Source organism: Azospirillum ramasamyi, from assembly GCF_003233655.1.
GTDB lineage: Bacteria > Pseudomonadota > Alphaproteobacteria > Azospirillales > Azospirillaceae > Azospirillum > Azospirillum ramasamyi.
The window spans coordinates 1,452,465-1,469,454 of the sequence record NZ_CP029829.1 but is presented as its reverse complement, the minus strand read 5'-3'; the positions used below and the strand labels follow the sequence as shown (position 1 = coordinate 1,469,454).

The 16,990-nt window shown below is 68.1% G+C and carries 18 protein-coding genes; 9 read left to right on the top strand and 9 right to left on the bottom strand.

Annotated features, from left to right (window positions below):
* Positions 1–221: 221 nt before the first annotated feature.
* Entirely contained in the window at positions 222–488 is a 267-nt protein-coding gene (locus DM194_RS06790; RefSeq protein WP_111066526.1) for a DUF6494 family protein, read from the top strand.
* Here the strand turns inward: DM194_RS06790 and DM194_RS06785 are convergent.
* Complete coding sequence (locus DM194_RS06785) at positions 463–1,554, bottom strand: ATP-grasp domain-containing protein (protein WP_162629972.1); 1,092 nt, start codon at positions 1,552–1,554, stop codon at positions 463–465. The genes DM194_RS06790 and DM194_RS06785 overlap by 26 nt on opposite strands.
* 260 nt (positions 1,555–1,814) lie before the next feature.
* Here DM194_RS06785 and DM194_RS06780 point away from each other — a divergent pair, with 260 nt between their 5' ends.
* The gene (locus DM194_RS06780; protein ID WP_162629971.1) at positions 1,815–1,955 is read left to right on the top strand and encodes a DUF1289 domain-containing protein; all 141 of its coding nucleotides are present in this window, start codon (positions 1,815–1,817) and stop codon (positions 1,953–1,955) included.
* A 68-nt stretch (positions 1,956–2,023) separates the two neighbouring features.
* On the top strand, positions 2,024–2,191 hold the full coding sequence (locus tag DM194_RS28025; RefSeq protein ID WP_162629970.1) for a hypothetical protein: 168 nt from the start codon (positions 2,024–2,026) through the stop codon (positions 2,189–2,191).
* A gap of 226 nt (positions 2,192–2,417) precedes the next feature.
* Here DM194_RS28025 and flgH read toward each other — a convergent pair whose 3' ends face one another.
* From flgH to flgF, 4 genes are read right to left on the bottom strand one after another with little or no spacing between them, the layout of a single operon-like run.
* Positions 2,418–3,182: a flagellar basal body L-ring protein FlgH gene (gene flgH / locus DM194_RS06775; RefSeq protein ID WP_111066523.1), complete on the bottom strand. Its 765-nt coding sequence runs from the start codon at positions 3,180–3,182 to the stop codon at positions 2,418–2,420.
* Between the two features lie 13 nt (positions 3,183–3,195).
* Positions 3,196–3,963 carry a flagellar basal body P-ring formation chaperone FlgA gene (gene flgA, locus DM194_RS06770; RefSeq protein WP_111066522.1) on the bottom strand — a complete coding sequence of 256 codons (768 nt, stop codon included), beginning with the start codon at positions 3,961–3,963 and terminating at the stop codon, positions 3,196–3,198.
* 51 nt (positions 3,964–4,014) lie between these two features.
* Entirely contained in the window at positions 4,015–4,800 is a 786-nt protein-coding gene (flgG, locus tag DM194_RS06765; RefSeq protein WP_111066521.1) for a flagellar basal-body rod protein FlgG, read from the bottom strand.
* Between the two features lie 31 nt (positions 4,801–4,831).
* On the bottom strand, positions 4,832–5,554 hold the full coding sequence (flgF, locus tag DM194_RS06760; protein ID WP_111066520.1) for a flagellar basal-body rod protein FlgF: 723 nt from the start codon (positions 5,552–5,554) through the stop codon (positions 4,832–4,834).
* A 528-nt stretch (positions 5,555–6,082) separates the two neighbouring features.
* On the opposite strand from flgF, the gene DM194_RS06755 reads away from it, so the two are divergent.
* From DM194_RS06755 to DM194_RS06740, 4 genes are read left to right on the top strand one after another with little or no spacing between them, the layout of a single operon-like run.
* Positions 6,083–6,634 (top strand): flagellar basal body-associated FliL family protein, encoded by a 552-nt coding sequence (locus DM194_RS06755; RefSeq protein ID WP_111066519.1) that lies wholly within the window; start codon positions 6,083–6,085, stop codon positions 6,632–6,634.
* A 28-nt stretch (positions 6,635–6,662) separates the two neighbouring features.
* Positions 6,663–7,736: a flagellar motor switch protein FliM gene (gene fliM, locus DM194_RS06750; protein WP_111066518.1), complete on the top strand. Its 1,074-nt coding sequence runs from the start codon at positions 6,663–6,665 to the stop codon at positions 7,734–7,736.
* Complete coding sequence (locus DM194_RS06745) at positions 7,733–8,350, top strand: DUF6468 domain-containing protein (RefSeq protein ID WP_111066517.1); 618 nt, start codon at positions 7,733–7,735, stop codon at positions 8,348–8,350. Before fliM ends, DM194_RS06745 begins: the two co-directional genes overlap by 4 nt.
* Positions 8,347–9,387, top strand: a complete 1,041-nt coding sequence (locus DM194_RS06740) for a MotE family protein (protein WP_111066516.1) — start codon at positions 8,347–8,349, stop codon at positions 9,385–9,387. The genes DM194_RS06745 and DM194_RS06740 overlap by 4 nt, the downstream gene beginning before the upstream one ends.
* Positions 9,388–9,441: 54 nt before the next feature.
* Here the strand turns inward: DM194_RS06740 and parC are convergent, their stop codons facing one another.
* Positions 9,442–11,667, bottom strand: a complete 2,226-nt coding sequence (gene parC / locus DM194_RS06735) for a DNA topoisomerase IV subunit A (RefSeq protein WP_111066515.1) — start codon at positions 11,665–11,667, stop codon at positions 9,442–9,444.
* Positions 11,668–11,687: 20 nt separating this feature from the next.
* The gene (gene recO, locus DM194_RS06730; RefSeq protein WP_111066514.1) at positions 11,688–12,410 is read right to left on the bottom strand and encodes a DNA repair protein RecO; all 723 of its coding nucleotides are present in this window, start codon (positions 12,408–12,410) and stop codon (positions 11,688–11,690) included.
* Positions 12,411–12,789: 379 nt separating this feature from the next.
* Between recO and DM194_RS06725 the strand changes: the two genes are divergently transcribed.
* Together DM194_RS06725 and DM194_RS06720 are read left to right on the top strand one after the other, a co-directional pair.
* The gene (locus tag DM194_RS06725; protein ID WP_111066513.1) at positions 12,790–14,928 is read left to right on the top strand and encodes a sensor domain-containing protein; all 2,139 of its coding nucleotides are present in this window, start codon (positions 12,790–12,792) and stop codon (positions 14,926–14,928) included.
* A 34-nt stretch (positions 14,929–14,962) separates the two neighbouring features.
* A complete protein-coding gene (locus tag DM194_RS06720) occupies positions 14,963–15,346 on the top strand; it encodes a hypothetical protein (protein WP_085089726.1) in 384 nt (127 codons plus the stop codon).
* A gap of 63 nt (positions 15,347–15,409) precedes the next feature.
* Here the strand turns inward: DM194_RS06720 and DM194_RS06715 are convergent, their stop codons facing one another.
* Together DM194_RS06715 and DM194_RS06710 are read right to left on the bottom strand one after the other, a co-directional pair.
* The gene (locus tag DM194_RS06715) at positions 15,410–16,198 is read right to left on the bottom strand and encodes an SGNH/GDSL hydrolase family protein (protein ID WP_246024126.1); all 789 of its coding nucleotides are present in this window, start codon (positions 16,196–16,198) and stop codon (positions 15,410–15,412) included.
* Positions 16,195–16,980, bottom strand: a complete 786-nt coding sequence (locus DM194_RS06710) for an SGNH/GDSL hydrolase family protein (RefSeq protein WP_111066512.1) — start codon at positions 16,978–16,980, stop codon at positions 16,195–16,197. Before DM194_RS06710 ends, DM194_RS06715 begins: the two co-directional genes overlap by 4 nt.
* Positions 16,981–16,990 lie beyond the last annotated feature (10 nt).

Sequence of the window (16,990 nt, the reverse complement as noted above, 5' to 3'; positions counted from 1 at the left end):
CCGGCCCCGGTCGCCGGAGCCCTGGCCCTGCGCTTTTGCGGCCGTCTTTTCGCGCACGTCTTTTCGCGGCCGTCGTTTTCCGGCTGGCGCCATGCAGTTCCGACGTAAGGCACCGTTCGTCCCGAGCGGTGCCTTCGTCATGTGCGCCGTCGCGCGGAACCAAATTCCGCTCTCCTCGGTTCGGAACGGCATAAAGCGGTTCCGACACCGGGGAATGATCCATGGACAACGAGACCTTCAACCTCGACCTGCGCAAGTTCCTGAAGCAGGTCGGCGTCACCTCCCAGCGGGAAATCGAACTGGCCGTCGGCCGCGCCCTGGCGGAGGGGCGGCTCGACGGGCTTGCGTCCTTGCCCGTCCGCGTCGTCCTGACGGTGGACGCGATCGGCCTGACGCATGAGGTCCCCGGGACTCTCTTGCTGGAGGCATCGCAGGGAGGGGATCAGGCGGCGGATCAGGCGGTCAGGCCGGGTGGAGCTGCGGGGTGATGGCGAGTATCGCCGCGGTCATCCGGCGTTCGGTCCACGGCACGTCATGGTGGGCCGCCGTCAGATAGCGGCTGCCGGGATCGCGCATCCATTCCGCCGGGAACAGGGCGACCGGCATGGCGGCGGCGCGGCCGAAGCTGGCGTCATGCGGACGGCCGTCCAGGGCGCAGGCCATCGCCCGGCACAGATCCGCTCCCACCAGACCGCCGAGATGGGTGGTCTGGGTCGGGCGGGCGTTGAACTCCAGGAAGACAGGCGGGCTGCCGTCCTCAGGCAGGATCGCATCGATGCCGCCGAAGCCGGAATAGTCCGTCAACTCCACGATGCTGCGGGCCATGCCGATCAGCGCCGGGTGATCCGCCGCCTCGATGACGGAGGACGGACCAAAGGGTTCCGATTGGCGGTGCAGCGTCGTGTAGGCGAATCCTTCCAGCATCCGGCCCCGCAGCGCGCTGAACGACACCGATGCCGCGTGCCCTTGCACGAATTCCTGCGCGACGATGCCGGCATCGGCGGGCATCGGCTGCCCGTTCTGCCGTTTGCCCGACTTGGCACGCGCCGCGAGATCGAGCGCCTCCTGTGCGTCGCGAGCCAGCTGAACCCCCCGTCCGGCCGAGCTGTAGTCGCATTTCACCAGCAGGGGCGCACCCAGCTCCGCCAGATCGGCCGCGCCGGTCCGCCCCGGATCGACGATGACCTGCCGCGGCGTGCGGATTCCGGCGGCGGAGGCGCGCTCCACGCATTGCGACCGCGCCGTCTCCCAGCGCTGGCCGCCGTACCAGGTCGCGAGCTTGCGCAGGCAGCGGGCATCGGCGCTGTCCTCCGGTACCTGTTCCAGCAGCCGCCCGGCGGAGCCCAGCACCGTGGCCGCGCTTTCCTCGCAGGCGATCACGATGTCGGCCCGCAGCTGCACCGCCGCCCTCGCCGCCATCACCGTCAGGTCGTCGGGCGCCAATCCCGGAGCGAAGGCGTGCCTGCCGTCGATGCAGTCGCTGAATTCCAGCAGGGAGCTTTTCGGACAGATGGCGAAGACGCGAAAACCCGCAGCCTTCAGGGCCGCCGGCATCCGGGCGGTGCCGTGACGAAACATCGCGCAAGATATGAGCAACGCCGTAGGCATTCATACTCCGAAATGCGGATGGCAGTACGGAAGGAATACCTACATTGCGTCTATACCGCAATCCTGAACGGCCTGCCGAAGGGCGGTTATGTGTATAGTGATATGCTTCCTCAAGGCGGGGGTCATGCGGCCCTGCATCTTGAGGGGAGGGCGGCTTTCGGCTAGGGATGAAGCCGCTTCATCATCCGCCGGAAGGGCCTGACCGCATGAGCGACGATCCCGATTGCCTGGGCATGTGCGCCATCGACGGCGACATCTGCACCGGCTGCGGCCGCACGCTGGACCAGATCAACGCCGCCCTGGACCGTGCCGACACCGACTCCGAGACGGAGAGCCGCGCCGGCTGACCGGCCGGGGATGATCCCGTATTCCGGCTGTTTCCTCGTCACACCACAGGCGATCGAGGAGCATCCCGATGACGGACGAACCAACCCAGCAGCCGGACCCGCAGCAGCCGGACAATGCCAAGCGCGACGAGCCGCCCCAGAAGCCGGCCGGCGACACCGGCAAGATCGACAGCCGCACCGAAAAAGCCCAGGAAGAGGCGGCGAAGGACCGCGCCCGCGAAGGCGGCTACCAGTAAGGGCATGGCCCCGGCTGCCGAGCGGGGAGTGTGTGCTTTTTATCCCGACCGGGTTTTCACGGCCGGGCAACATCGCCCCGGCACAACCCGCCGCGCGGCAAACTTTTCCCGGACATGGGAGCCCGGCCCGACGGCCGGCAGGCGGATGGGGCCATCCCGTGTGGGTGGCCCCATCCGCCCCGTCCATTCAGGCGATCTCCTGCCGGCGAAGATCCCGGAACCGTCCTCAGAACGGCATGATGATGTCGTACAGCTGCTGGCCGTAGCGCGGCTGCTGGACGTCGGTGATCTGGCCGCGGCCGCCGTAGGAGATGCGGGCCTCCGCGATCTTCTCGTAGCTGATGGTGTTCTGGGCGGTGATGTCCTCGGGACGGATCACGCCGTGGATCTGCAGGTCGCGGACCTCGAAATTCACCCGGACTTCCTGACGGCCCTGGATGACGAGGTTGCCGTTGGGCAGGGATTGCGTCACCAGGGCCGCGACCTTCAGGTCGATCTGCTCGTTGCGGTCGACCGAGCCCTTGCCGTCGTTCGACGTGTCGCTCGACAGATCAACCAAATTGGTGGGCGAGGCGCCGGCCGGGAGGACGCGGCTGAGGGTGGCGCCCTCCAGCCCGAACAGGCTCGGCATGCCGGCCTTCTCGCTGTTGGCGCGCGACCGCCTGCTGGAGTTCGCGACCTTGGCGCTGTCGTCGATCGAAATGTTGATGGTCAGGATGTCGCCCACCTTGTTGGCGCGCTGGTCCTTGAAGAAGGCCTTCGAACCGTTGCGCCACAGCGAGTTCGGGTTGCGCTCCGTCGGCAGCGGGGTCGGCATCGGCAGGCTGACCGGCTGGTAGCCGGGGCGGGCCTGCGGATCCTGGATGGTGGACAGTTCCGGCGCCTTGCCGATGTCGGCGATGCGCGAGGCGGCGCCGCAGGCGGTCAGCGAGGTGGCGGCGGCGGCGATCATCGCGAAGCGGATCAGGCGGGTGGTCTTGGTGGCGGACATTGGAGCTTTCTCCTCACTGCGCGATGATGCCGGGCTTTGCCACGGCGACGACGTTGGGGCCTGCGACCGTCGCTTCGACGATGCGGTTGGATTGGGTGTTCACGACGCGGATGACCTCGCCCTTGCCGCCGTCCTGCAGGGCCTTGCCCTGGGTGGTCAGCGTCATGGACGGCGTCGACAGGGTGATGGTGACCATGGCGCCCTTGTCGATCACGCGCGGCGATTGCAGGTCGCGCAGGCGGACGGGCTGGTTGGTGGACACCCCGCGCTTCGGCGTCATGCCGATCAGCTGGGCGTCGGAGGCGGCGGTGTCGCTGGTGGTCTGGTCGGCGCGCACGTCCTGCCAGTCGATGTCGCCGGGGCCGATGACGTCGCCGGGGATGACGCGGCGCGACAGCACCGGGATCTGCACCACGCCGAAGGCGCGGCCCGACACCGGCAGGCGGATCTGGCTGCCCGTCACCACGATCTCGGCGGCGAAGCGGCCCTGGACCGGGCTGTAATAGAGGTTCTCCACCGCCAGCCCGCCGGCGCCCTGGGGCGCCCGCAATTCCACCGCGCGGCTGTCCAGCTCCATCTGGAGCCGGCCGACCGTGACGACCCGCGACAGCGCGTCCGACAGCACCGCCTCGACATGCGGCATGCCGTAGACGACGTCCGGGGCCGGTGCCGTCACGCCCGCGCCCGGAGCCGTCGAGGCGATCGCCGCGACCGGGACGGTCAGCAGGGCGGCGCCGAGGATCAGGGCGGGCAGGCGGCGGGTGGCGAGGTGGCGGATCATGGCGGTGGTTCCCGGTTTCGAGGCTGAGGCGAGGCGCCGGCGGTGCCGCCGTTACCTCATCTGGCTGGCCTGCTGCATCATCTCGTCGGTGGTCTTGATGACCTTGGAGTTCATCTCGTAGGCGCGCTGCGCGGTGATCAGGGTGGTGATCTCCTGCACGACGTTGACGTTGGAGGTCTCCAGGGCGCCCTGGGTGACGCGGCCGAAGCCGGGGGCGCCGGGGTTGCCGGTCACGGCCTGGCCGGAGGCGCCGGATTCCATGAACAGGTTGTCGCCGGTGGCTTCCAGGCCGGCGGCGTTGGCGAAGGTGGCGAGCTGGATCTGGCCGACATTCTGCGTGGCGGTCTGGCCGTCCAGCTTGATCAGCACCTCGCCCGACGAGTTGATGGAGATGTCCACCGCATTGGCCGGGATGGTGATGTTCGGCTGGATCGGATAGCCGTCGGCGGTGACGATCATGCCTTCGGGCGACAGCTTGAAGTTGCCGGCGCGGCTGTAGGCGGTGTCGCCGCTGGGCAGCGTCACCTGGAAATAGCCCGACCCGTTGATCGCCACGTCCAGCTTGTTGTCGGTGATGTTCAGGTTGCCCTGTTCCAGCACGCGGGCCACCGCGGCGACGCGCACGCCGGCGCCCACCTGCACGCCGGTCGGCACGATGGTGCCGGCGTCCGACGAGGTCGAGCCGATGCGGCGGAAGTTCTGGTACAGCAGGTCCTGGAATTCCGCCCGCTGCTTCTTGTAGCCGGTGGTGGTCGAGTTGGCGATGTTGTTGGAGATCGTCTCGACGTTGAGCTGCTGGGCGATCATGCCGGTGGCGCCGATGGCGAGGCTGCGCATGGTGGTCTTCTCCTCTCGTCGTCGATCTGGTTCAGACGCTGCGGCCCAGCCGCTGAAGCATCGTGCGGACGCGCTCGTGTTCGGTGTCCATCATCCGCTGGGCGGACATGTACTGACGCTGGAGTGTGATCATCTGCGTCATCTCGACCACTGGCTTCACGTTCGAACCTTCTAGCAAGCCCTGTGCCACTTTGGTTTCGACCGGGGCGGGCTCGGGCTGCTCGTCGCTGACGTACAGGCCGCTGCCGACCTCGGTCATCAGCTGCTCATTCTTGAAGGTGACGATGTTCAGCTTCGCGACCGGGCCCAGCTCGGTGGCGACGGTGCCGTCGCCGCTGACCTTCACGTCGGTGGTGCCGGCCGGGATGGTGATGGGCTGGCCGTTGTTGGCCAGGACCGGCAGGCCGCCGGCATCCACCAGCTGGCGCTGGTCGTTCAGGCGGAAATTGCCGGCGCGGGTATAGCGGGGGCCGCTGGCGGTATCGACGGTGAAGTAGCCCTGGCCGGTCAGCGCCAGATCCAGCGGATTGCCGGTCTGGGTCATGGCGCCGTTGGACAGGTCGCGCACCACCGCGCGGTCCTGGACGAAGCTGACCTTCTCGTGCAGGCCGGGCCTCGTCAGGAATTCGGTGAACAGCATCCGCTGGTTCTTGTAGCCGGTCGTGTTCATGTTCGCGATGTTGTTCGACGTCACGTCCAGCTGGCGCCGCAGGGCCATCTGATGCGACAGGGCGACGTAGATCGAATTTTCCATCTTGCGGCCTCTTCACCTTGCGAACTGATCGGGCGACAGCGTCCGACCGGCGAAAGGGGTATTGCAGGCACCGTGCCAACTTCGCGGAAGCCTGGAAAGCCGCCGAAACCGGGCAAGCAGGGGGCGATCCCGCCGGATGGGGCAGGGGATGCCGGGCAGAATCTGCCGGGACGGGGGCGAAGCTTGCCGGGTTCCGCCGGGCAAGACTCTCCCGTTCCCGCCGCAAGGGTATGGCGGCGGGGCGATGGGCGGCGGCCCGGCCGGTCCAAGGGGACGGCGGATCGCGGCGGATGGAGTCCGGGCATGGCCGGGGCCTGTACGGCCGGGGCGGGGCGGACTGCCGGGCAGCCCCAATCAAGAACCGTGCCGAAACGGCCACAACCTGATGAAACCTGCTCGTCCGGGGTGTCTCGCCAGCCACTCGAAAGGAGTTATTAACTATCCTAAAAGTAGCTTTGACATGGACAGACGGTAGGGCGGGCGACGGATGCCTGCACCTGTTGCGCACCTCGAACGAACCAGGATGTCATGGCTGCCGAAACCGACGCCGGCGAACTTTCGACCGACGGCCTGCCGCGGAAGAAATTCAGCGGCAAGAAGCTGGTCCTGTTCGTCGTCCTTCCCCTGGTCCTGCTGATCGGCGCCGGCGCCGGCGTCTATTTCTCCGGCCTGCTCGACGGCCTGCTGGGCAAGGAGGAGCAGGCGGTCGAGGGCGAACATGCCGCGGCGGAAGGCCAGCATGGGGCCGAACCCGGCAAGCCCGATCCGAATGCGGCCCCGGTCTTCTACGACCTGCCGGACATGCTGGTGAACCTGAACACCGGGAACAAGCGTCCTGCCTTCCTGAAGATCAAGATCTCCATCCAGCTGTCGAAGCCGGAGGATGTGGGGGCGGTGGAGCATGTGCTGCCGCGCATCATCGACAATTTCCAGGTCTACCTGCGCGAGTTGCGGCTGGAGGATCTGCGCGGTTCGGCCGGCATGTACCGGCTGCGCCAGGAACTGCTTCTGCGCATCACCGCCGCCGCCTATCCGGTGAAGGTGAAGGACGTGCTGTTCAAGGAAATGCTGGTCCAGTGAGGGCGCGGTCAGGTGGGGATGTGGGCCGATGAGCGACACCGGTGAACTGAGCGAGGAAGAACGGCTTGCCGCCGAATGGGCGGCATTGGCCGAGGACGGCGGCGATGTCGGCGACATGGGCGGCGGCGGGTCGACGCGCGTCCTGAACCAGGACGAGATCGACAGCCTGCTGGGCTTCGACCAGGGCGGCGCCGGCGACGGCGACAACTCCGGCATCATGGCGCTGGTCAACTCGGCGCTGGTCAACTACGAACGCCTGCCCATGCTGGAGGTGGTCTTCGACCGCCTCGTCCGCATGATGTCCACGTCCTTGCGCAACTTCACCTCCGACAACGTCGAGGTCAGCCTCGACCAGATTTCCTCGGTCCGCTTCGGCGACTACCTGAACTCCATCCCGCTGCCGGCGATGCTGTCGGTCTTCAAGGCGGAGGAGTGGGACAACTACGGCCTGATGGTCGTCGATTCCGCGCTGATCTATTCGATCGTCGACGTGCTGCTGGGCGGCCGGCGCGGCACCGCGGCGATGCGCATCGAGGGGCGTCCCTACACCACCATCGAACGAAACCTCGTGGAACGCATGGTCCATGTGGTGCTGTCCGACCTGTCCGCCGCCTTCGATCCGCTGTCGCCCGTCACCTTCCGCTTCGACCGGCTGGAGACCAACCCGCGCTTCGCCACCATCGCGCGGCCCGCCAACGCGGCGGTGCTGGTCAAGCTGCGCATCGACATGGAGGATCGCGGCGGCCGGCTGGAGCTGATGATCCCCTACGCGACGCTGGAGCCGGTGCGCGAACTGCTGCTCCAGATGTTCATGGGCGAGAAGTTCGGCCGTGACTCGATCTGGGAAACCCATCTGGCGTCCGAGCTGATGGTGACCGACGTCGATCTGTCCGCCGTGCTCGACGAAGTGACGATGACCCTGCACGACGTGCTGAACTGGCGCGTCGGCACCCGCATCCTGCTGAACGCCACCCCCGACGGCGCCATAGAGCTGCGCTGCGGCGACGTGTCGATGTTCCAGGGACGGATGGGGCGCAAGGGCGGGCACATCGCCGTCCGCCTGGAAAAGGAACTGCCCAAGCAGGAGGTCATGAGGTTATGAGTCCGCTGGTCTCCATCATCATCGACGTCGTGATGGTCGGCCTGCTGGCCGCGACCATCGCCTATGCGATCATCCTGAACCGGCAGATCATCGCGCTGCGCGAGAGCCGCGGCGAGATGGCCGAGCTGATCCAGGGCCTGAACGATGCGATGGCGCGGGCGGAGACCGGCGTCCGCACGCTGAAGAAGGCGGCCGGCGACACCGGCGAGGAGCTTCAGCGCACCGTCAACAAGGCGCAGACCCTGCGCGACGAGCTGGAATTCATGATCGAGGCGGCCGACGCGCTGGCCAACCGGCTGGGCAGCGTCGGCGAGCGTGACGGCGGCCGGCGCTCCAATGCCGTGGCGCCGGCGCTCGCCTCGCGCATCCCGGCCAAGGCGCCGCTGGTGGCTCCGCGCGCGGCGCTGCGCAGCCTGCCGGTCGAGGACGATCACGACCATGACGACCACGCTCCGCCGCCGGCCCGGCTGGACGCGCCGCCTCGACGCGCCGTCGCCCGCGCCGAACCGCAGGCCGAACCGCGCGATCCGATCACCCGTGACGGCGAGAGCCTGTCCCGGGCCGAACGCGAACTTCTGCAGGCGATCGAGAATGCCGGTAAGGGGCTCGGATGACCATGCGCAACAGTGACGGCAAGCCCGCTGCGGCGGGTGCTTCCCAGGAACAGAAGGTCGTGATCCGCCCGGCCGGCGCCGCGCCGACCGGCGTCCGCACCTCCTCCACGCTGGCGGCCCAGCAGGCCCGGCAGACGCAACTGCCGGCGGTGCGTCCCGCCGTGGGCAAGGCTCCTGCGAAGAAGGGCAAGGTCAAGACCAAGGCGCGCAAGCCGGCGACGCCGCGCGTGCCTTTGAGCGAACGGCTGCGGGCGCGGCTGCGCAGCGTCCGTTTCCGGCTGCTGCCGCTGACCATCTTCGTCGCGGTGCTGATGCTTGGGGTGCGGGTCGGCGACCTGTGGCACCTCGCCACCCACGACGCCCGCCTGCCGGATTTCCCGGTCAGCCTCGCCCAGGGCCCGCAAGGCTCGCCCCCGGCGACGCCGCCAGTTCAGGTTCAAGCAGGCCAGGTTCAAGCAGGTCAGTTTCAGGTCGCCCAGGCTCAGGCCGGTCAAGTCCCCTCCGCCACCACGCCGGTCGCCGGTCAGCCCGGCGAAGCGCCGCCGGCGCCCGGCGGGTCAAGCGGTGCGGCGAATGCTCCGGCCGCCAACACCCCTCTGGCTCCGCTCGGTCCCATCAACAACCAGGAACTGCTTCAGCATTTCGCCGAGCGCCGCGCCGAGATCGAGCGCCGCACCAAGGAGATGGAGCAGCGCGAGGCCCTGCTGGCCGCCGCCGAGAAGCGGATCGACCAGAAGGTTGCGGAGATGGAGAAGACCCGCGCCGACATCCAGAAGCTGATGGCCCAGGGCGACGAGAAGCAGTCGGCCCAGCTGGAAAGCCTGGTGAAGATCTACGAGACGATGAAGCCGAAGGAAGCGGCCCGCATCTTCGAGGAACTCGACATGCCGGTCCTGCTGGGCGTCATCCAGAAGATGAAGGAACAGAAGACCGCCCCGATCCTGGCCGCGATGGATCCGGTCAAGGCCAAGGAGGTCACCTCCGCCCTGGTCGAACGCCGCGTGCCGCTGTCGGCGACGGTGACGACGCCGAAGTAAGGGAAAACTCCCTCTCCCGGGGCGGGAGAGGGAAGTTATCGCCAAATACAGTTCTCACATGAACCGGTTGTTCTTCGGGAACCCGTTCGGCGGCATCTTGCCCTGGCCGGCGCGGTCGCCCATCCAGCCGGTCAGGTCGGTGACGGTGAAGTTCCGCTCGCCGTTCCTCCAGCTCAGCCCTTCGGCCAGCGTGAAGGTCTTCACGTCGGCGACGCTGGCGTCCTTGTATTTCTGAAGCTGGACGCCCTTGCCGCGGGTCATCACCGGCACCTGCTCCAGCGGGAAGACCAGCATCTTGCGGTTGTTGCCGATGATGGCGACGGTGTCGCCGCTCACCGGATGGCAGATGCGGGCGGACCTGCCGTCCTCCAGGTTCAGCACCTGCTTGCCGGCGCGGGTCTGGGCCAGCACCTCCGCCTCGTCGACGCGGAAGCCGCGGCCATCCTCCGACACCACCAGCAGCGTGCGGCCGGGCTGGTGGCGGAACAGGTCGACGATGTCGACGTCGTTGCCGAGATCGATCATCAGCCGCACCGGCTCGCCGAAGCCGCGGCCGCGCGGCAGCTTGTCGACACCGATGGTGAAGAACTTGCCGTTGCTGGCGAAGACCAGCAGCCTGTCGGTCGTCTCGCACCGTTCGATGAAGCCGCGGGCGTCGCCGTCCTTGTACTTCACGTCCTCGGCTTCCGCGTCGGTCAGATGGCCGCGCACCGTGCGGATCCAGCCCTTGGCGGAGCAGATGACCGTCACCGGTTCCCGCTCCACCAGCGCGTCGAGCGGCACCTCGATCACCGCCGGGGCGTCGGCCACGTCGGTGCGCCGCTTGCCCAGCGCGCCGCCGCCGAACTTCTTCTTGATCTCGGCCACGCCCTCGGCGATGCGCTTCCAGCGCAGCGTCTCGTCGCCCAGCAGTTCCAGCAGGCCGTTCTTCTCGGCGGTCAGCGTGTCGTGCTCGCGCCGGATTTCCATCTCCTCCAGCTTGCGCAGGTTGCGCAGCCGCATGTTGAGGATGGCGTCGGCCTGAACGTCGGTCAGGGTGAAGGCGCGGATCAGCTCCTGCTTCGGCTCGTCCTCCTCGCGGATGATGCGGATGACCTCGTCCAGGTTCAGATACGCGGCGAGATAGCCGCCGAGAACCTCCAGCCGGTGGTCGATCTGCTTCAGCCGGTGGTTGGACCGGCGGACCAGCACCTCGTGCCGGTGGTCGAGGAAGGCCTGCAGCACCTCGCGCAGGTTCATCACCCGCGGCACATGGTCGGCGCCCAGCACGTTCATGTTCAGCGAGAAGCGGATCTCCAGGTCGGTCGCCTGGAACAGCGAGGCCATCAGCACCTCGGGATCCACGTTCCGGCTCTTCGGCACCAGGACGAGGCGGACGTCCTCCGCCGACTCGTCGCGGACGTCCTCCAGCAGGATCAGCTTCTTGGCCAGCAGCAGCTCGGCGATCTTCTCGACCAGCCGGGCCTTCTGCACCTGATAGGGCACCTCGGTGACGACGATCTGCCAGGTGCCCTGGCCCAGCTTCTCCACCTCCCAGCGGGCGCGCAGGCGGAAGGCGCCGCGGCCGGTGCGGTAGGCCTCGATCACATTCTCCCGCGACTCGACCAGCACGCCGCCGGTGGGGAAATCGGGACCGGGCATGAAGTTGACCAGCGTCTCGATCGAGGCGTCGCGGTGCTTGATCAGGTGGCGCAGCGCGTCGCAGATCTCGCCGACATTGTGCGGCGGGATGTTGGTCGCCATGCCCACCGCGATGCCGCTGGACCCGTTGGCCAGCAGATTGGGGAAGTTGGAGGGCAGGACCGCCGGCTCGTCGCCGTCGCCGTCATAGGTCGGGCGGAAATCGACGGCGTCCTCGTCGATGCCTTCCAGCAGGGCCTTGGCGACCTCGGTCAGGCGGGCTTCGGTGTAGCGCATCGCCGCGGCGTTATCGCCGTCGATGTTGCCGAAATTGCCCTGTCCGTCGACCAGCGGGTAGCGGACGGAGAAATCCTGCGCCAATCGCACCAGCGCGTCGTAGACCGAGCTGTCGCCGTGCGGGTGGAATTTGCCGATCACGTCGCCGACGACACGGGCCGACTTCTTGGGCGGGGTCGTCGGCTCCAGGCGGAGCTGGCTCATGGCGAACAGCAGCCGTCGGTGCACCGGCTTCAGCCCGTCGCGCACGTCGGGCAGCGAACGGGACATGATGGTGGACAGCGCGTAGCTGAGATACCGCTCGCCGAGCGCGTCGGCCAGCGGCTTTTCCAGAATTTCGGAGGCGGGGTTTTGCGGCTTCATGATGATGGGGTCTAGCAGTTTCAGGCGGAACGCGCCACCGCGTTCGCGTAACGTTCCCTCAGCCGTTCGCGCGCGGGCGGCAGCGGCCCGTTCAGCACATGGCGCTCCAGGAAATGCGCGGTCAGCCGCAGCCCGTCGGACACCGCCGCCGGCCCGCCGCCGCCGCGCCCGGCCAGGAAATCGGGCAGGGGAAGCAGCCGGTCGCGATAGGGCTCGCCCACCGACGCGGTCACCGCGCGGCCGGTGCGCGGGCTGACATAGGCGAGATAGTCGTTCGCCCCCGACACGGCACAGCGGTCGAGGTCGAGGCCGAATCCAAGCTCCGCCAGCAGCCCGATCTCCCACCGCACATAGCTTTCCGCCCAGGCCGGGCTTTCCAGCAGCTCGAACAGGGCGAGCAGCCCGTCGAACAGGGCGGGGTGGGCCTCCCGCTCCGGCAAGGCCGCCTCGACCAGGGCGCAGGCGCTGATCAGCGCGGCCAGCGCCTGGGCGTCGTCGAAGAAATTGGCGGCATAGCCCTTCACCGGCTCCAGCGTGAAATGGCCGAGATGCTCCGGCAGGCGGCCGCGCCAGCGGACATGGAGCAGGGTTCCCGGCTCCAGCGTGCCGCGCTGGCGCGCCGAACGGCCGCCCATCACCATGCCGGCATGGCGGCCGTGCCCGCGCGTCAGCAGGGTCGCGACGGCGGATCCCTCCCCCTGGGGGCGGGCGGACAGAACGATTCCCTGATCGGACCAATCCATCGGTGCCGTTCGCAGATGAGGTGGCAGGGGAAGTGGCGGGCTATCCTAGTATAGGAAAAAAACTCCCCAAGGGAACCGGCCACGTCGCAATGCCGTCCACACGGCGCGATCCGCCGGCAAGCCGCTGCGATCAAAGCGCTTCGCGTCATCCCCGCGCAGATCGGCAAGGCGTCTTCATGCGAATGCCGGCCGAAGAAGTGGTAGTATTCCGGTATGTTACATACCCCTGGCATATGTAGGGGTGGTAAGGGCATCAGGAATAGAGCCACTCGTGCCGAGGACATTCACCGATTCTTCACCAATCCGCCCCTACAATCGTGACCTGAGCGGTGGGAGGCCCCCACCATTCGCAGGCCGCCAACGGGTTCGGCGAGGGGTCTTGAACACCAACATCGACCGATATCTGCTGGCCGAAAAGGCGGGCTCCGAAGGCGTCTGGGATTGGGATCTGCGCAGCGACACGCTGTACCTCTCCCCGCGCTTCAAGGACTTTCTCGGCCTGCCTCCCGGCGATCCCGGCCGCGAGGCCAACCGGCCGAACGACTGGCTGTCGCTGGTCCACCCGGAGGACGTCGACTGGCTGCATGCCTCGTTCGAGGCGCAGATGGTCGGCCTGACGGTCCCCTTCCAGATCGAACACCGCGTCCGCCGCGCCGATGCGCCCGCCGACCCGACCGGCAAGCCGCGGTGGCGCTGGCTGGTCTGCCGCGGCATGGCGGTGATGGACGATACCGGAAACCCGGTCCGCATGGTCGGCTCGGTCGCCGACATCACCGACCGCAAGCTCGCCGAGCAGCGCCTGCGCCGGAGCGAGGAGCGCTATGCGCTCGCCGCCGCCGGGGCGGCCGACGGGTTGTGGGACTGGCACATCGACAGCGGCGAGGTCTATTACTCCCCGCGCTGGAAGGCGATGCTGGGCCATGAGGACGCCGAGATCGGCGACACCATCGACGAGTGGTTCAAGCGCGTCCAGCCCGGCGACCTGGATGGCCTGCGGACCGCGATCAACCTGCACCTGACCGGCGAGCGTTCGCACCTCCAGCACGAATTCCGCCTCCGCGACAAGGCCGGGCAGGAGATGTGGATGCTGGTGCGCGGCTTGGCGGTGCGCAATGAGAAGGGCTGCGCCGTCCGCATGGCCGGCTCGATGACCGACATCACCGCGCGCAAGAAGGCCGAGCAGCAGATCCTGTTCGACGCCGTCCACGACGGCATGACCGGGCTGCCCAACCGCACGCTTCTGCTCGACCGCGTCGGGCAGGCGCTGGACCGCAACCGCCGGGCCGCGGCGCGGCCCTTCGCGGTGATCATCATCGACCTGGACCGCTTCAAGGCGATCAACGACGCGCTGGGCAGCAGCGCCGGCGACCGCGTGCTGCGCATCATCGCCAAGCGGCTCGACACCAGCCGCCGCGTCGGCGACACGCTGGCCCGCCTGTCCGCCGACGAGTTCGCCGTGCTGGTGGACGAGCTGGACGATGCCGGCGACGCGCTGGAGGCGGCGGAGCGCATGGCGCGCGCCATCTCCCGCCCCATCACGCTGGAGGAGGGGCGCGACCTCGTGCTCACCGCCTCCATCGGCGTGGCACTGAGCCAGACCGGCTACGACCGGGCGGAGGACATGCTGCGCGACGCCAGCCTGTCCATGTACCGCGCCAAGAGCGGCGGGCGGGCGCGCATCGACGTCTTCGACGCCAACCTCCGCCGGCAGGCGATGGCCGCCATGCGGATGGAGGCCGACCTGCGCGCCGCCCTGGAGCAGGAGCAGCTCTGCCTGCACTACCAGCCCATCGTCCTGCTGGAGACCGGGGCCATCGCCGGCTTCGAGGCGCTGATGCGCTGGAACCACCCCGACCGCGGGCTGGTTCCGCCGGCGGAGTTCATCCCGCTGGCCGAGGAGACCGGCCTGATCGCGCCGATGGGCCGCTGGGCTCTCCGCGAGGCGGTGCGGCAGCTGGCGCTCTGGCAGGCCCGTTTTCCCCGGCCGGTGCCGCTGTTCATGAGCGTCAACGTCTCCACCCGCCAGTTCCGCGACGACGATCTGGTCGCGGCGGTGCGCGACCTGCTCGACGCCGTGCCGATCCCGCCGTCCAGCCTGAAGCTGGAGCTGACCGAAAGCCTGCTGATGAAGGATCCGGACGAATGCCGGATGCTGATGCAGAGCATCCGCGACATGGACGTCCGGCTGTCGATCGACGATTTCGGCACCGGCTATTCCTCGCTGGCCTACCTGCACAAGCTGCCGGTGGATGTGCTGAAGATCGACCGCAGCTTCGTCCGCGCGCTGTCGACGGGGGAGGGCAACGCCGCCATCGTCCAGGTCATCGCCGGCCTTGCCACCATTTTGCGGCTCGACGCCGTGGCGGAAGGGGTGGAAACGGCGGACGAAGCGGTGTATCTGCGCGGTCTGTGCAAGTACGCCCAGGGCTATCACTTCGCCCGCCCGGCCCCGCCGGAAGCGGTGGAGCGGCTGCTGGCCGCCGAAGACGAGCACATCGCCCTGCCAGCATCGGCCTAAGGCCGCTGCGAGCCGTTGATTTGGAGTTTGCCTGATGTCGGACCGCAACTGCGGTGAATGCACCCTCTGCTGCAAGCTGATGGGGGTGCCGGAGCTCAAGAAGCCTGCGGCCAAATGGTGCGCGTCCTGCGACCAGGGCAAGGGCTGCTCGATCTATGAGGAGCGGCCGCAATCCTGCCGGAACTTCCAGTGCTTCTGGCTGATGGACGAGAATTTCCCCGACGAGTTCCGTCCCGACCGCATCCACGCGCTGGCCGCCTTCAACGACGTGAAGGACAGCTGCGTCCTGCACGTCGACCCCGCCAAGCCGCGCGCCATGGGCAGCCCGGAGGTCCAGGCGCTGACCGACGCGCTGCTGAAGGTCTATTCGAAGGTGTTTTTCCTCTGCGGCAAGGAAAGCGCGATGATGCAGCGGTGAGTGCGGCTGGGGATCGAATTCCGCATCCGGGGCGGCGCTTTCCGCTTCGGATGCCCCTCTCTCCTACCGCCTCACCCCACTCTCATGGACGCGCACCGCGTCCTCGATCCCCATCGCCAGCATGCGGGCGACACAGTCGTAGCCGCCGTCGTTCTGGTGAACGCCATCCGGCCCGATCAGGTCGGTGACGGCCATCCGCCGGCTCTCCACCAGCGACCGCATCACGTCGAAGCGGTGGAACAGGCCGACGTGCTGGTCGGCCGCGATCCCCGCTATGCGCGACAGCATCGGCGCCACGCCGGTCTTGTCCAGCATCCTGGGCGCGTATTGCAGGTCCATCAGCACCACGTCCACCCCGGCGGCGCGCAGCCGTTCCACCCCCTGGCGGACCGAACGCTCGCTCAGGCCCTGGTCGCCGTCGCGCAGCACCGTGTTGGCGCCGACCTGCCAGATCACCAGATCGGGTTTGGCGCCCAGGGCGTCGGCGTCGATCCGCTTTTCGGTCTGGTCGTCGGTCTCGCCGTTGATGCCGCGATTCAACACCGCGATGTCCGCGTTGCCGAAGCGCTCGGCCAGGTAATGGGCGAGGCGGGCGGGATAGGTCCGGTCGGGCGCGCTCGCCCCCGCTCCGGCGGTGGAGGAGGAACCGATTGCGACGATCCGTATCGGCGCGCCGGTGGCGATGCGCCGGGACATCTGCGGCAGGGGGGCCGAAAGCGCTGCGTCCCCACGGGGAAGCAGGCACTGCGCCGAGGCCGCGGGTTCGGCGGCCAGCGCGGGAGCGGATATGGCGATGACGGAGATCAGCGTCAGGAGGCGGGCGGCGAGATGCAGGCTGAAGGGCGTGTTCAAGGGCTCGTTCCGTTGCTTCGCGCCACTGCCGGGGGAATGACCGCGGGTGCGATCATCGTGGCGATGCTTTCCGCCAGCAATTGTCCGATGCAACGGTGAACGAAATCATAAGACCGCCGCTTCGCCTCGTCCCCCTCGTCGGCGAAATCGACCCGGCCGTCCTCCACCCAATGCCGCATGATGTCGTAGCGCGGGAAGTGGAAGACGTCGGAGCCCTGGGCCAGCCAGGTGATGTAGGACAGGTAGGGGGCGAAGTCGATCAGCTGCGCCGTGTGCATGCTGTACTGCATGTCCATGATGACGATGTCGGCGCCGCGGCTCTGGACTGCGGCGATGCCGGCCTGCAGCGCCATGCCGAAGCCTTCTGGATCCAGATTGCGCATGGCGTCGACCGTGCCGGTCTGCCAGACCACCAGCGCCGGGCGCTGGTCTTCGACCGCCTGGGCAAGCGGTGCCACCATGGCCGGCGCCGGCTCGCCGGGCAGGCTCAGCACGCTGGTCCGCACGGCGCGGCCGGGCAGGCGGCGCTTCAACTCCTCCTCCAGCCGGGCGGGATAGCCGACGATGCCGGGCTTGGACGCCTGCTTGGCGGAATTGACGATGAGGACAGACAGCGGCCGGCCGGCGGCGAGACGCGCCGACAGCCGTGGCAACCCTTCGCCGGGAGAAAGCACGGCGTCCGGCACGGAGCAGGCGGGATCGACGCCCCCGCCGGCCTTCGCCGCATGGCCCGATCCGGGAAATGAGAGAGCCGCCAGCGCGATGGCCGTGGCCGTCAGCAACCGTCTGAAC

What these genes read in the sequence shown, in the direction of transcription:
- DM194_RS06790 (WP_111066526.1), top strand. Translation starts at nt 222, where the DNA reads ATGGACAACGAGACCTTCAACCTCGACCTGCGCAAGTTCCTGAAGCAG.
- DM194_RS06785 (WP_162629972.1), bottom strand. Translation starts at nt 1,554, where the DNA reads ATGCCGGCGGCCCTGAAGGCTGCGGGTTTTCGCGTCTTCGCCATCTGT.
- DM194_RS06780 (WP_162629971.1), top strand. Translation starts at nt 1,815, where the DNA reads ATGAGCGACGATCCCGATTGCCTGGGCATGTGCGCCATCGACGGCGAC.
- DM194_RS28025 (WP_162629970.1), top strand. Translation starts at nt 2,024, where the DNA reads ATGACGGACGAACCAACCCAGCAGCCGGACCCGCAGCAGCCGGACAAT.
- flgH (WP_111066523.1), bottom strand. Translation starts at nt 3,182, where the DNA reads ATGTCCGCCACCAAGACCACCCGCCTGATCCGCTTCGCGATGATCGCC.
- flgA (WP_111066522.1), bottom strand. Translation starts at nt 3,963, where the DNA reads ATGATCCGCCACCTCGCCACCCGCCGCCTGCCCGCCCTGATCCTCGGC.
- flgG (WP_111066521.1), bottom strand. Translation starts at nt 4,800, where the DNA reads ATGCGCAGCCTCGCCATCGGCGCCACCGGCATGATCGCCCAGCAGCTC.
- flgF (WP_111066520.1), bottom strand. Translation starts at nt 5,554, where the DNA reads ATGGAAAATTCGATCTACGTCGCCCTGTCGCATCAGATGGCCCTGCGG.
- DM194_RS06755 (WP_111066519.1), top strand. Translation starts at nt 6,083, where the DNA reads ATGGCTGCCGAAACCGACGCCGGCGAACTTTCGACCGACGGCCTGCCG.
- fliM (WP_111066518.1), top strand. Translation starts at nt 6,663, where the DNA reads ATGAGCGACACCGGTGAACTGAGCGAGGAAGAACGGCTTGCCGCCGAA.
- DM194_RS06745 (WP_111066517.1), top strand. Translation starts at nt 7,733, where the DNA reads ATGAGTCCGCTGGTCTCCATCATCATCGACGTCGTGATGGTCGGCCTG.
- DM194_RS06740 (WP_111066516.1), top strand. Translation starts at nt 8,347, where the DNA reads ATGACCATGCGCAACAGTGACGGCAAGCCCGCTGCGGCGGGTGCTTCC.
- parC (WP_111066515.1), bottom strand. Translation starts at nt 11,667, where the DNA reads ATGAAGCCGCAAAACCCCGCCTCCGAAATTCTGGAAAAGCCGCTGGCC.
- recO (WP_111066514.1), bottom strand. Translation starts at nt 12,410, where the DNA reads ATGGATTGGTCCGATCAGGGAATCGTTCTGTCCGCCCGCCCCCAGGGG.
- DM194_RS06720 (WP_085089726.1), top strand. Translation starts at nt 14,963, where the DNA reads ATGTCGGACCGCAACTGCGGTGAATGCACCCTCTGCTGCAAGCTGATG.